The sequence below is a fragment of the Leptospira brenneri genome, from assembly GCF_002812125.1.
Classification (GTDB): domain Bacteria; phylum Spirochaetota; class Leptospiria; order Leptospirales; family Leptospiraceae; genus Leptospira_A; species Leptospira_A brenneri.
Genome location: NZ_NPDQ01000001.1, coordinates 217,408 through 232,451, shown reverse-complemented (window position 1 = coordinate 232,451; position 15,044 = coordinate 217,408). Strand labels below are relative to the sequence as shown.

Sequence of the window (15,044 nt, the reverse complement as noted above, 5' to 3'; positions counted from 1 at the left end):
CCATCCCCATTCTCTTTGTTATATCGACAATTACCAAATCTTTTTTAGGGTCTTACGACCGGTTCCATTTCCAATCGAACGGAAAATTTATCAAATACACTCTGTCTGACTGATTCAGCCATATCTAAAAGTGCGGATGTTGTTCCCGCTATATTGATTAGACCTAAACAATGGTTTTCTGAGATGCCCACTCCACCCGGATATTTTGTCCCTTTTTGGATTCCTGAATTTTCAATTAACCAAGCAGCCGAAAGTTTTTTGAATCCTGGAGACTCAGGATATACCGGTGGGTTTTCAAAACCATGATTTTTAGCTGTTTTTAAGAATATCTCTACTTCTTTTTCCGATAAAATCGGATTCGTGAAAAAAGAACCAGCAGATCGGGTATTGGGATCTTTTTCATCCAGGATCATTGATTTTTTCTTTCGAAGTTGGATGACAAGATTTCTAAGTGTTTCCATTTGGAAAACACGCAAATCATTGTTAGGTGGATTGTTAAGATTTAGATTGGAAAAAAAATTTTCCCAGGCATTTTTTACTTCAGGATAACGGAAACAAGGAGAAGCTAGTTTTGATAATTGAAACGTAACAGATGTAACAATATAATCTTTGTAAACTCCGGATTTAAATTCACTATTCCGGTAACGGAACTTACAATCATCCTTGGAAATAGTAATCAATTCCCCCGATGGATTCATACATTCTACTTTTAAAATAGAGTCTTTGACTTCTTGGCCATAAGCTCCAATATTTTGAATGGGAGATGCACCTACGGAACCGGGAATTCCAGAAAGGCATTCAATTCCAGCTAATCCTTGTTTTACTGTAAATTCAACAAATTGATCCCAAGGAACGCCGGCACCTACTTGAAAAATAGCAAAATCCTCATTTGCATCCAAACATCGGATTCCTGGAATCTGCATTTGAAGTATAACACCAGGAAATCCAGAATCCCGAAAAATTGTATTCGATCCACCACCCAAAACAAAATAAGATTTTTTTTCCTTTGTGCAAAACTCAAGTGCCTTGGATAAATCTTCCGTTGTTTTGATTGAGACGAAAAATTTTGCTTCACCACCCAACCGAAATGTAGTGAGTGGAGCCAAAGGAATATTGTTTTGCACCAACATAGTTCCAATAAAAAGTTTCCGCAAAAATCGTAAGTAAGAAAATCAGTCGTATGAGTCGTTCCAATCCCAAAGTTTACGAATATTCTGGATGTAGCACCTGTCGCAATGCTCTCAAATACTTAAAATCTAAAAAAGTTGATTTCCAGCAACTCCCTATCCGCGAAACTCCGCCAACTGTCTCCGAACTAAAAAAAGCAAAACAATACTTAGGTGACATTAAGAAACTTTTTAATACCTCAGGGAAGGACTACCGCGAAGGAAATTGGAAGGAAAAATTAGGAAATCTCTCTGAAGAAGAAATTTATAAGGAACTATCTACTAACGGAAATTTGGTCAAACGGCCTTTTGTTGTGGGTGATGGTTGGTTTTTGGTCGGATTTAAGGAAGAGGAGTGGAAGGGAAAGTTGGGGTAGGCGTGGGTACAGGATCCCCGCCCGACAGAGGGAGGGGAACTAGACCCGCCTCCCAATGAGATCCATCTATCACAGCTCTCCTTGAAACACAATCACTCGAGACAAAATCCATTTTTTTTGGCGCAAAAGTTCATGTTTCAAACTTATCGATTACAAATTATTTCCGCTTTTGTTTGGATTTTGTTTCTGAGGGCGATTCTGACTCCTCATCATGGTCACCGATATCAATTTGGATTAACTTCGAACTTCGGCTGATTCGATTTTGTTCCTTCACCAATTTCCTTTTTTCATCCAATTTCAAAAGTGATTCCATAACAAAAGGTAACACTAATCGGGAAAGAGCAGTGGCAACTAACACACCAAAGATGACAACAGTAGCAAGTGGCCTTTGAACTTCCGCACCTGCCATCGTAGATAAAGCCATTGGCAAAAATCCAATCGCTGCGATAAACTCGGTCGTGAGAACAGGACGTAAAGATAAAATACCAGCGGAAACTACTGCCTTATCAATTTCCACGCCACCTTTAATTTCATCTTTTAAAGTCGAGGCATAAACAACACCATTCAATACTGCAATTCCACTCACTGCAATAAACCCAACAGCTGCTGGAATACTAAATGGTAGTCCACGAATTAATAATCCTAAAATACCGCCTGCAGCAGCAAGTGGAACCACTGAAAAAACTCCCACTGCATAATACACACTTTCAAACGCTGCAATCAGCATAAAAAAGATAATAGCAAGTGCTACAGGAACAACAAGAACGAGTCGATCCCTTGCGCGAACGAAGTTATCAAACTGTCCTCCCCATTCGATTTCATATCCTTCTGGTAAAGAATTTTGAATGGATTCAGTTTTCTTTTTTGCTTCATTGATATAACCAACGAGATCCCTTCCTCGAATGTTTACCTCTACAAAAATTCTTCGTTTTAAACCTTCTCGGTAGATTGCTGAAGCAGAATCAAGGATTTCAATATCTGCAACTTGGCCTAAAGGAACGGTTGTTCCTCTTGAAGTCATAATGGGAATGTTACGAACTGAATCGATATCTTTGGCTTGTAAATCTAATCTTAAAACTAAATCATATCTACGCGCACCTTCAAATATTTTACCTGCTGTCGAACCAACTCTCATCATTTCAACTGTTCTTAAAATTTCAGAAGCTGTAACTCCATATCTTGCCATGTTATCATAATTTGTATTTACTTGTAACATAGGAAGACCTAACAAACGTTGAACGCGCAAATCTCCTGTTCCTTCTATTTTTGCAAGGACACTTGCAACTTTATCCGCTTGAGTTTTAAGTGTTTGTAAATCATCACCATAAATTTTAAGCACAACATCTGCTTTAGAGCCAGTAAGTAAGGCATTTACACGATTTTCAATTGGTTGTGACATACTGAAATATGTTGAGGGAATCGATGAATTTAATTTCTCTTTCAAAACATTCATTAACTCTTCTCTTGAATTTGCATTTACCCATTCTTTTTTTGGGGATAACTTTACCATAACGGAAGTTTCTTCTGTACCTAATGGTTCGGCTGCTGATTCGCCACGGCCAACACGTGAAACAACGCTAGATATTTCAGGAAAAGGTTTTAATACTTTTTCTATGTCTTTATTTAAATCTTTAGAATAATCAATCGCGGTGGAAGGCAAACGTTTAGCATCAATTTCTATTTCACCTTCATCAATTCTTGGTAAAAATTCCGAACCTAAATAAGATCCTAGAAAAAAAGAAACCAACACCAAGAGTAATGAGAATGTTAAAATTTTCTTTTTCCTTTGCCCTCCCCAATTTAGAAGCAAAACATAATACTCTTCAATCTTTTCCCAAGCATGAGCCTTATGAATAAAAGGCTTTTTATAAAAAATGGCAAGACTTGCGGGGAACACTGTAATTGAAAATACAAGTGCACTGGCCAGAGCCAACGCCACAGTGATTGCCATAGGACGGAACATTCGACCTTCCACTCCTTCAAGAACCATAAGTGGAAGATAAACTAACATGATAATAGCGACAGAAAAGGCAGCAGCTTTCCCTACTTTCTGACACCTTTCTAGAATAATACCTTCGGTAATATTCTGAATTTCGTCTTCATTCATCGGCCTATTGAATTTTTTCCTACCAATGTAAAAACCTGCTAGAACAGATTCCAACATCACAATAGAACCATCGACAAGAAGCCCAAAATCCAGAGCACCTAACGACATCAAATTTCCAACAACACCGATATATTTCATAAATATAACAGCAATTAACATGGAAACAGGGATCGCTAGAGCAACGAGTATACCTCCTTTGGCAGTACCAAGAGTGAATATTAAAGCAAAAAAAACTAAGATCGCTCCCTCAGAAAGATTAATAAAAACAGTCTTCAGCGCTCGATTGATAAACTCGGACCTGTCATAAAACGGCTCAATTTTCATTCCCTGGGGAAGCGTTGCACTAATTTCATCGATTCTTTTTTTTACATCTTCAACAACATCTCTAGAATTTTCGCCTAACAACATTATTACTGTGGCTGCAACAACCTCTTTACCATTTTTTGTAGCAATTCCAAACCGTAATGCAGGGCCTTCTTGAACTGTTGCAATTTGTCCTAACAAAAGAGGAATTCCATCACTAGCAGTTCTTACCGCTACTCTTTTGATTTCATCAATTCCTTCAAATTGACCTTCACCTCTGATGACAAGTTGTTCATAACCTTTTTGAACATAGCCACCACCCGTATTAAAATTTGCTGTTTTTAAGTTATCTAATATTTCTGAAATAGTTAAGTTATGGACCTGTAATCTTTTTGGATCGATTAATATTTGATATTGCTTTAAAGAACCGCCTAAAGTATTTACCTCAATGACTCCAGGAACACTCTTAATTTTTTTCGAAAGATCCCAATCTATATAACTACGTAATTCCGTTTCGTTATGATTCTCTGATGTTAATATAAATTCGTATATATCTCCGAGTGCAGTCGCTACAGGTGCTAATTCAGGTTTTCCATATTCAGGTGGGATTTCTGCATCAACCAACTTCAAACGTTCATTAACAATTTGTCTTGCAAACCAAATATCAGTCCCATCTTCAAATATAACAGATACAGAGCTTACACCAGCTCGAGAGATGGATCTAATTTCTGTTGCACCAGGAATTCCGTTTAACTTTAGTTCAATAGGATAAGTTATAAATTGTTCAACTTCAAATGGAGTAAGAGCAGGAGAAGAGGTTACTGCTGTGACCTGAACATTGGTAACGTCAGGAACGGCATCTATTGGTAAATGGAATGCGTTTATAACCCCAACCAAACAAAAAACAAAAGTAAAAGCCATTACTTTAAATTTGTTTTGGATGGAAAAGGCAATGATTGATTCTATCATAAAGTTATCTATATATCAGACTATCAAAACTGATCATTCTGACTAGTGAAACTTGAAATGATTTAATTTTTTAAATACAATTATAGAGTAAAATTATAATAACGAACAACTATATTTGTTCACGAATTACATCCACTTCCACTTTTAACTTATGTTTGCCACCACCAAAAAGAATTCCCTTTAACGGGGATACATCCGCATAATCTCGTCCGATTGCAGTGATAATATATTCTTCTGTAATCATCTTTCCATTGGTAGGATCAAAATCCATCCATCCAAAATTTGGACAATAGACAGAAACCCAGGCATGCGTTGCATCACTTCCTTGCAATTTTTGTGTACCAGGCGGTGGTAACGTTTCTAGATATCCGCTAACATAACGAGTTGGAATTCTTAATGAGCGCAAGGCAGCTATCATTAAATGTGAAAAATCCTGACATACACCTTTTTTTTCATGAAGGACTTGATCGATAGGAGTATTAATACTAGTTGCTTTAGGATCATATTTAAATGTTTGATAGATGTATGTGGTCATCTCCAATGCTCCTGCATAAACAGGTTTGCCACTAGTAAAAAACATTTTCGCAAATTCCGCGTAACTTTCCTTAGCTGGAATAAAAGAAGACGGTTGGATGTACTCAATTGATAGAATATCAGCATCTAAGGTCGATTCATGGATAAGAGAATAAATATCTTCCCAAGGTGTCGATTTGTATAGATCAATCCCTAATGACTGATGGGTTCGCACTGTAGATTCCACTACCACCTCTAAAGAACGATGAGGATCTTCCACAGAAAATAAAAACACTTGGTTCCCAAAATAATCTCTTCTAAAAGAAGATACAACTGGTTTCGGATTTACAGTGACATGAGTTCTAAAACAATCTTGGTGTGGTGAAGTTAAAGGATACATATGTGCCATGTTATGGCAATAAGCAACCATATCATCGTAACTGTATTTAGTTTTATGAATGACTTTAAAATCAGCCATTGCCATCACCGATCCTTGTTTGTTCTTCGGTATAATTGAAGTACCTCGATGAAATTGCATCAGATAGATTTTTCAAATAACCATGTAACTCTTCTAACCAAACAGATACTGATTCTAAAGGATTCTCTAATTCAAAGAAGATAGAGATGTCTTTCATTTTAAAATGAGTATAAAGCTGTAAAGCAGCTCGGTCTTCAGAGTACACAACTTTCTCATCTTTCCCTGGCAAAAATTGAATATCGGAATTGATTTGTTCTAACTGATAAGCAAATGATCTTGGATTTGTAGTATCAAATAACAATATATCCAACACAGATTCTTGATCAATTTTTCCACTATATCGACGATTATATGTTAGTCGAATGTCGTTAATACGTAAGAATGTTTCAAAAGAAGCTTTATCTCTAAAACTGTCCCATCGAATCATACCTTGTAACATCAAAATCATATTGATTGATCTTTCAATTCTACGACCCAAATTGAGGAAATACCAACCAGCTTCCCGACTCATATTTTCAAAAGACAATCCTGTTAAAGAAGATAAGTTCACTACTATCTTCTGTAAAAAATCAATAATTTGGTCATAGGATTCGATTTCATGATTGGACTGATCTTCCAACTGTAGAAGGATCTTTTTCATATCGTCAGAAAGACGATCTCGAACTGATCTCGATGCAATCACCAAACTTCGTAAATGGAATGCTAAACTTCCAACAACCTGACGATTTGCTGTCAATCGTTGTAGTTCGGAAAATGGATTTAAAAATAAATCACCTGCATCATCACCAAGAAATCCTGGATAACTATTGGTTACATGAGTTACAAGTTTTAAAGCATTTTCTAAAGATTCTCTTTCATATCCATCTTCAACTTGTAAAATTTTATATACTGCTTCTCGAATAACTCTTGTTTGATTTTCCGATCTTTCCAAATATCTTGCTAACCAGAATAGGTTGTCAGCGACCCTACTAGGAACCCCTGAACTTTTTCTAGATATTAATACTTGATCGGATTTAGTAACGAGTAATGATTCCTCTTTTTGAGTTTCCGTTGCAAGGACCCAAAGATCTTTGCTCCAAGCTCCTCTTTGACTTGTGATGAAAAAATCATCCAAAGAAGGAGATACTCGGACCAATCCACCTGCCATTGTTTGGTATCCAGAACCAGAAGAAGAAACAAAAGTTCTCATAATGGCACGGCCAGGTCGAAACCCATGCTCACCTAATACTGGTACGGTTGCAGAAGCAATCATTTCTTGTGCAATAAAACGATTCGGGAATAATTTTAATTTATTTAAAAAAGAATCTTTTCTCTCTCCGCTAAGCTCATTAAAAGTAACGGGTTTTTCTTCATCATTACGAGAAACCGTTTTAAAAACATATTTTTCCGGATTTTCTAGAACTAAATCATAATGATGTGATGTTCCCATCCAATAGGTGGGTGCCATCGGTAAGATCAAATCCTCACCTAGATAAAATCGACATAGATCAGAATAAAATGGCAAAAGGGCACGGTTTTCTAAAAATCCAGTTCCAATGGGATTTGCAATTTTTACATGTCCAGAACGAACTGATTCCAAAAGCCCAGGAACACCTAAGAGAGAATCTCCTCTTAGTTCTAATGGATCCATAAAATCATCATCGACTCTTCGTAAAATCAAATCGATCTGTTGTAAACCTTCAACGGTTTTCATATAAACTTTATTTTTTCTAACAGTTAAATCTTCCCCTTGTACCAAGGTATAACCAAGATAACCAGCAAGATAAGCATGTTCGAAATAAGTTTCATTAGATGGACCTGGGGTCAAAAGAACAATCACAGGTTCACGCCCAGTAACGCCTGCAAGTTGAGTTAAAGACTTACGTAAGGATCTAAAATAAACTGCAACTCGGTGTACCATAGCATCGCGATACATACTGGGAAAAATTCGGGAGAGTACAATTCGGTTTTCAAGAGAGTAACCAGAACCAGATGGGGCTTGGACACGGTCATTTAAAACATAAAAATTTCCGTCTGCAGCACGAATCAAATCACAAACAAAAAACAAAAGCGCTGGATTTTTAGCTAGGAAATGATTGGAATCATACATTCCATCACAAGCTCGTAAAAATGAAGCTTCATTAAAAAGAATTTCTGATGGAATTTTTTTTTCGTATAACAGGCGTCTTTTGGAATATACATCTCTGACCAAAGCATCCAATAAATCTGCTCGTTGGTTTAGGCCTCTTTCTAATACCCGCCATTCTTCACTTTCCATAACCAAGGGAAACAAATCCAAATCCCAAGGTCTTTCCTTAGCTTCTGGTGAATCTGATTGGTATAAATTGTATGTAACACCATTTTCCCTGAGAATTCGATCAGTATCACGTCTTCGATTGACAAGCTCAGCCGGCCCAAGTTCCTGAAATGATTTTACCAAGAACTTATATTTATTTCGAATTTGACCTTCTGCATCATAGAGTTCGTCATAAACTCCAGGAATTGTTTTGTAATTTCCGATTAAATGATAAGGATCTTGTGTCATCATCTACTTGAATGTTACCATCCTAAGATCCAGCGTTGATGGGAAGGCTTTATTTTCCAATCGAATCGGTGGTAGGCTTTTTCCAATCTTATGCCCATGAGTCCAAAAACGTGAAATCCTTCGAGACTCTGCTTCATAGCCATTAATAGGAATGGTTTGATAAGACAATCCTCCTGGATGTGAAACATGATAAGTACAACCCCCAAGCGCTCTATGATTCCAAGTATCGTAGACATCGAATACTAAAGATTGTTGAGCAGGTAATTGAGGATGTAAAGTAAAAACAGGAGTCCAAGCTTTGAATCTTACACCTGCGACATATTCATTTTGTATTGATGTAGGTTGTAGCGGAACTTCGTACCCATTACAGCTAAGTTTATATCTTTCTGGATGAAATCCTTTAACCGTAACCTGTACTCGTTCAGTTGCTGAGTCAACTCCCCTTGATGTACCTTGTGCTGTGTTCTCTTCACCCAGTACGTTCCAAGGTTCCAAGGCCATTCGCAATTCTATCTCCATTCCATCTAAATAACAAATTCCATATTGCGGAAATCGAAATTCGAAAAACGGATCAAAGTCTTTAGATAAAAATCCAAATCCACTATTCTGCAAATCTTGGATCACTTCTTTAAAGTCACGATAAACAAAATAAGGTAACATGAATCTATCATGTAACTCTGTATTCCAGTTGATAGGACTTCCATAATAAGGATCTTCCCAAAACCGACAAATGATCGCCATCATGAATGCTTGTTGGATAACACTCATCTGATAATGAGGTGGCATTTCAAAAGCACGCATTTCAATAAGGCCAAGCCTTCCGGTAGGAGAACCTGGATCAAAAAGTTTATCTATGGAAATTTCTGTTCGGTGAGTGTTTCCTGTAATATCAAGTAAGATGTTTCTTAAAACTCGATCTAACATCCATGGAGGTGTGTGTCGGCTCGAATCGATTTGTTGGAATGCAATTTTTAATTCGTGTAAAGAATCATTTCTTGCTTCATCGATCCTTGGTGATTGTGATGTTGGACCAATAAACATCCCTGAAAACAAATAAGAAAGTCCTGGATGATTCTGCCAATACGCCACCAAACTTCGCAAAAGCGAAGGTTTACGAAGGAATGGACTGTCACTAACGGAAGCTCCTCCGAGAGTAATATGGTTTCCTCCACCAGTGCCTGAATGGCGCCCATCGATCAAAAACTTTTCAGCTGTTAAACGAAGTTGATATGCCTCATCATAAAGAACTTTTGTTTTTTCAACGATCTCTCCAAAAGTAGAAGAAGGATGAAAATTAACTTCAATCACTCCTGGATCAGGTGTAATTTTAAATCGATTGAGTCTTGGATCATGAGGAGCTTCATAACCCTCTAATACAATCGGAATATCCGTTTCTAAAGCAGTTTGCTCAATCGCATAAATGAGTCGCAGCCAACCTTCCAAAGATTGGATTGGTGGTAAAAATACACGAAGGTTTCCATTTCTCGGTTCCACACAAAGAGCTGTTCTCGTTTGAAATCCACCAATAAAATAACTAACATTAGTTGAAGAGAAAGGAGATTGACCTAATTCCTTAGGTTTTGGCAAAGCGGGTTTGGGGGTAGCTGGATCCTCAGGATAGGAATGAATTTGTTTTCCGCCTAACGAGTTCAAAGGAAGACGTAGACCAATAGGAGAATCTCCCGGAACTAAATACATTTTTCCACGTCGAAAACTCCATTCGTCGGATATCCAAGCCCCGTTGAACGAATTGTAATCCAAAGGAAGGGCATAACCTACTTCACGATGTAACCCAGAATCAATGACTTTTAATATCCTCTTACGTTCCATCGCATCGTAAGTATTCAAGTCGTTTAACATTGATTCTGTTTCGATCGGTAAATTACCTTCTTGCCAAAGGTAATATAAATTATCTTCATAGGCCGCGTGAATTGATGTATTTGGAATCCTTAAATACTTTCCAAGTGTACTAACAAATCTTCTGGCATCCTCTGTTGTTGCTGATCCTGTATACCGATCATCTGCAAGTAAATGTGGATGGTTCCATATAGGTTCCCCATCTTTTCTCCAATAAGAAATCATCGCCCAACGAGGAACTGGTTCTCCCGGATACCATTTTCCTTGTCCATACTGGAGTAATCCACCAGGAGCAAAATGTTTTCCTAATCTTTTGATGAGTTGTTCTGATTTGGAATATTTTTCAAAACCCAATGCATCAAAATTCCATTCTGGGGCTTCACGGTTTTCAGTAGATACAAAGGTAGGTTCTCCACCAATGGTAAGCCTAATATCATTTTTTCTAATTCGTTTATCAATCGAATCACCCAAACGAATGATTCGATCCCAATCTTCGCCTTGGTATGGTAAGGTGACCCGAGGAGTTTCTAAAACCCTTTCCACTCCCATGTGAAATGAAAACTCAGACTTTGCTTTCTCAGCAAAACCATAAATAGGACCTGCCGATTCAGGTTCAGGAGTGGCCGCTAACGGGATATGACCTTCCCCCGTAAATAAACCAGATGTGGGATCAAGACCTACCCAGCCGGCACCGGGAATATAAACTTCAGCCCAAGCATGTAAGTCAGTGAAATCAGATTCCGCACCAGAAGGACCGTCCAAAGACTTTACATCTGCTTTTAATTGAATTAAATAACCTGATACAAATCTCGCAGCAAGACCCATATTTCTAAGAATCTGTACAAGAAGATAAGCAGAATCCCTGCATGACCCCATCCTTTGTGCTAAAGTGACCTCTGGGGTCTGGATTCCCGGTTCCATACGAATCACATAACCAACGTCAGAGTAAAGTTTAGCATTCAAAGCTACTAAAAACTCAACGGTTCTTCTTGGAGTTTTATCAATAGTTTTGAGATAAGGAGCGAGTAACTTACCTGGCTTTTTAACTTTTAAGTAGGGAGCTAATTCTTTCTTTAAAACTTTATCGTATGAAAATGGAAAGTTTTCTGCATATTCTTCGACAAAAAAATCAAAAGGATTGATTACCTTTAAATCAGTAACCAGATCAACTGCTACTTGTAAGATATTGGTTTTTTCTGGAAAAACCAATCGAGCTAAGTAATTTCCAAATGGATCTTGTTGCCAATTTAGAAACTTTTGTTCCGGTAAAATGTTTAAAGAGTAAGAAACAATATGATTCTTCGTATGTGGGGCTGGTCTAAGCCTAATCACATGCGGCGATAATTTAATCGACTTATCATATTGATAGGTAGTGATATGTGATAATGCAACTCGTATACTCATAGTTAGTTTGTAAAAAATCGTTCCACAATTTTGGAACCTATATGATTGAGTTCTATTTGAATATCATCTAGATATTCATGTAGTCCTTTATCAAAAATGGATTTGATGTTTTCGGATCGCAAACGATTCAAATATACTGTGGTGGCGTCTTGGGCAAGATTTCTTGGTAAACCTTCCTTGATGCCAGATATTTTCTCCAACGCCTCTTGCATCTCTTGGATACAAAAGAAAATAGACCTTGGAAAAGTTTCGTTTAAAATTAGAAACTCAGCAATATCAGTTGGATCGACTCGTTTGTATTTTTGATTGTACATCTCATGTGCAGAAGCAGATTTCAACAGTGATAACCATTGTAATAAATCCAAAGTAGAACCGACATCCTGGACTGAAGGAAGTAATATGAAGTACTTCATATCTAGAATTCTCGTGGTTTTATCTGCTCGTTCTAAAAATCTCCCAAGCAAAGAAAAGTTCCAAACCTCATCATGAGATATAGTGGCATCAGAACATCCATAAAAACTTTGGCAACTTTTTCGAACTGTACTGAGAAAGTCAGAGAGCCCCATTGAAAGAGTATCTCCGTGTAATGCTGAACTTTCCATATATACTTTGCGATAGTCTTTCACAAAGAGATAAAACTCGTTTAAGACTTCCCACATAGAAGTAGAAATATTTTCACGAATGGTTCGGGCATTTTCACGCGCTCTAGATAAACATTGAAATATTGAATTCGGATTCTCTTCATCAAAGGTCATAAACCGTATGACATTCACCGGACTCGGACTAGAGTATCGTTTCTCAAATAACTCTATATCACCCGTAGTATGAACCAGTGGTAACCACTGGTTAGGAACCTCTTCATTTAAATCCAATGATAACTGATGGTTGACATCAATGAACCGAGAGTAATTTTCCGCCCTCTCGATGTATCGATTCATCCAAAAAACTGATTCGGCAACTCGGCTTAACATATAACACCTTTATCCTAGAACCCAGGTGTCTTTTGAACCGCCTCCCTGGGATGAATTGACCACAAGAGATCCTTTGCGAAGCGCAACACGAGTTAACCCACCCGGCATTACATAGATATCTTTACCGTACAAAATGAACGGCCTTAAATCAACGTGTCTTGATTCAATTTTATCGGCTATCAGTGTCGGAACCGTAGATAGATTTAAAACCGGTTGAGCAATATAATTTCTCGGATCTGCTTTGATCAGTTCCTTAAAATCTTCTTGTTCTTGTTTTGTGGCTTTTGGCCCAATAATCATTCCGTAACCACCGGCACCATTGGCAGCTTTCACAACCAAGTTATGAATGTTTTCCAAAACAAATTTTAAATCCGACTCTTCGGAACAAAGGTAAGTAGGAACATTCGGGATGATTGGCTCCTCACCTAAGTAGTATTTAATGATCTTAGGAACATAAGAATAAATTACTTTATCATCAGCAACACCAGTGCCGGGAGCATTGGCAAGTGCAACGTTACCTCTTTTGAATGCTTCAAAAATTCCTTTCACACCAAGTAAAGAGTCCGGTCTAAAACTTGACTGATCCATAAAGGTATCATCGATCCTTCGATAAATCACATCCACTTTACGAAGTCCTTTCGTAGTTTTCATATAAACTTTATGATTTTCTACGATAAGATCGGATCCTTCAACAAGATACACTCCCATCTTTTGAGCCAAAAAACTATGTTCATAATAAGCAGAGTTAAAAACACCAGGAGTCCAAACAGCAATCACTGGATCAACTACGTCTGTTAGATTCTCCAACATCGATCTTAAGTGATAAGGATAATCATAAACTTGGCGGATGTTTAACTTTTCGAATAGTTCAGGAAAGGTTCGTTTCATCACCTCACGATTTTCCAATACATAAGAAACACCAGACGGGCAACGTAAATTATCCTCTAACACATGGAAGGCACCAGCACCATCTCGCACTAAGTCAGTTCCCGTAATATGAATCCAAATATCTTTGGGAGGTTTTAGACCGATACATTGTTTGAGATATCCAGAACTTGACTCAATCAAATCACGAGGAATGATTTTATCTTTTAGAATTTTTCCTTCGCCATAAATATCTCTTAAAAATAAGTTAAGTGCTTGGATTCTTTGTTTCAGTCCTTTTTCCATACTGACCCATTCTTCACTTGGAACAATACGAGGAATGACATCAAAAGGCATAATCCTTTCTTGTTCCCCACCATCACCATACAAGGTAAAGGTGATCCCAAGGGACATGAGAGCCCTTTCTGCTGAAGTACTACGTTTTACGAGTTCGATCCCACCCAAACTCTCCATTTTTGTTTTTACGAAGTCGTAACTTTTGCGAGGAAAACCTTCGCTGGAAAACATCTCATCATATATATTTTTGGCACTATAGTCGGCGATAAACATGGTGGTACCCTCTGCTTACTTAGTTAGCAATATTTGTACCAAATGGAAGAATTGACTGGAAAGGATGGATTTCCCCTCCATCCGACATAACTAAGTTAAACGATGAGTTTTTTATGTACGATTATTAAGCACGGCCTGAAAACCGAGGATGGCTTTGTATAGAATGAGTACGAAATGACTAATTTTCGGTGGAAGGCAGGAGATTTGGGTCGGAAATTTTCTTTTTTTTCTCTTGTTTTAGGCGAAAAGCATAGGCCAGGGTCCGGAAAAAACGTAAAAAAGGTAAAAATTTTAACAAAAATCGGTTTCCCAACTGGTAAAAATGTTCATATCTCCTTTTTTTGGGGCGAAGGATCGACCGGAATACTCGATTCGCAAGTCTCGTTGGATCTGAAAGTTTTGGTTCAAGTGCGATGATTCGGGAGAATCGAAATTCTCTGCCGATTTGCCCACGAAAGGAATCCCAAAAATAATCCAAAGCAGATTTCGTAGACCCATACAATCCAAAACCAGGAGTGGGAATTTTCGTTAAATCAGAGCTAACAACGATTATATGCAGGCCCACTGAAATTAAATTTGTTAATTTTTGTACCGTATAAATAGGTGCGAGTGTATTGGAATGGAAAAGAATTTTTAATTTACTCCAATCTTCTATTTCATCTTCCGCGTAGGTAAGTTGTTCGGAATTTAAAATAAAAACATCGATTTTATCTAAGGTTTCAATTGCTGATTCAATCAAACGTTCCATTTGATCAGGTTTGGATGTATCGATTTTGTATTTTTGGAGATTGGGATGGTTTGGAATTTCCTCTGGATTTGAATCACCAACTACGACAAGTGCACCTTCAGAAAGAAGCAACGGCAAAAGTTCTTTTCCTAAGGGAGAAGAACCTGAACTGAGCACAATCTTTTTGGATGCAAGTTTCATATTAGTAATTCAT

At 37.6% G+C, this 15,044-nt stretch carries 9 protein-coding genes; 1 reads left to right on the top strand and 8 read right to left on the bottom strand.

Annotation, left to right across the window (positions count from 1 at the left end):
- Positions 1–44 precede the first annotated feature (44 nt).
- Positions 45–1,130 carry a UDP-N-acetylmuramate dehydrogenase gene (locus CH361_RS01155; RefSeq protein ID WP_100788990.1) on the bottom strand — a complete coding sequence of 362 codons (1,086 nt, stop codon included), beginning with the start codon at positions 1,128–1,130 and terminating at the stop codon, positions 45–47.
- A 50-nt stretch (positions 1,131–1,180) separates the two neighbouring features.
- Here CH361_RS01155 and CH361_RS01150 point away from each other — a divergent pair, with 50 nt between their 5' ends.
- Positions 1,181–1,543 carry a Spx/MgsR family RNA polymerase-binding regulatory protein gene (locus CH361_RS01150; RefSeq protein ID WP_100788989.1) on the top strand — a complete coding sequence of 121 codons (363 nt, stop codon included), beginning with the start codon at positions 1,181–1,183 and terminating at the stop codon, positions 1,541–1,543.
- A 157-nt stretch (positions 1,544–1,700) separates the two neighbouring features.
- Here CH361_RS01150 and CH361_RS01145 read toward each other — a convergent pair whose 3' ends face one another.
- From CH361_RS01145 to CH361_RS01115, 7 genes are all read right to left on the bottom strand, one after another.
- Positions 1,701–4,922 (bottom strand): efflux RND transporter permease subunit, encoded by a 3,222-nt coding sequence (locus tag CH361_RS01145; protein WP_100788988.1) that lies wholly within the window; start codon positions 4,920–4,922, stop codon positions 1,701–1,703.
- Positions 4,923–5,031: 109 nt separating this feature from the next.
- Entirely contained in the window at positions 5,032–5,913 is an 882-nt protein-coding gene (locus CH361_RS01140) for a transglutaminase family protein (RefSeq protein ID WP_100789409.1), read from the bottom strand.
- Positions 5,906–8,440 carry a circularly permuted type 2 ATP-grasp protein gene (locus CH361_RS01135; RefSeq protein ID WP_100788987.1) on the bottom strand — a complete coding sequence of 845 codons (2,535 nt, stop codon included), beginning with the start codon at positions 8,438–8,440 and terminating at the stop codon, positions 5,906–5,908. The genes CH361_RS01140 and CH361_RS01135 overlap by 8 nt, the downstream gene beginning before the upstream one ends.
- Positions 8,441–11,698: a transglutaminase family protein gene (locus tag CH361_RS01130; RefSeq protein WP_100788986.1), complete on the bottom strand. Its 3,258-nt coding sequence runs from the start codon at positions 11,696–11,698 to the stop codon at positions 8,441–8,443.
- Positions 11,699–11,700: 2 nt separating this feature from the next.
- A complete protein-coding gene (locus tag CH361_RS01125; protein WP_100788985.1) occupies positions 11,701–12,669 on the bottom strand; it encodes an alpha-E domain-containing protein in 969 nt (322 codons plus the stop codon).
- A gap of 9 nt (positions 12,670–12,678) precedes the next feature.
- Positions 12,679–14,103: a circularly permuted type 2 ATP-grasp protein gene (locus tag CH361_RS01120; protein WP_100788984.1), complete on the bottom strand. Its 1,425-nt coding sequence runs from the start codon at positions 14,101–14,103 to the stop codon at positions 12,679–12,681.
- Positions 14,104–14,281: 178 nt separating this feature from the next.
- The gene (locus CH361_RS01115; protein ID WP_100788983.1) at positions 14,282–15,031 is read right to left on the bottom strand and encodes an SDR family NAD(P)-dependent oxidoreductase; all 750 of its coding nucleotides are present in this window, start codon (positions 15,029–15,031) and stop codon (positions 14,282–14,284) included.
- Positions 15,032–15,044: the final 13 nt, after the last annotated feature.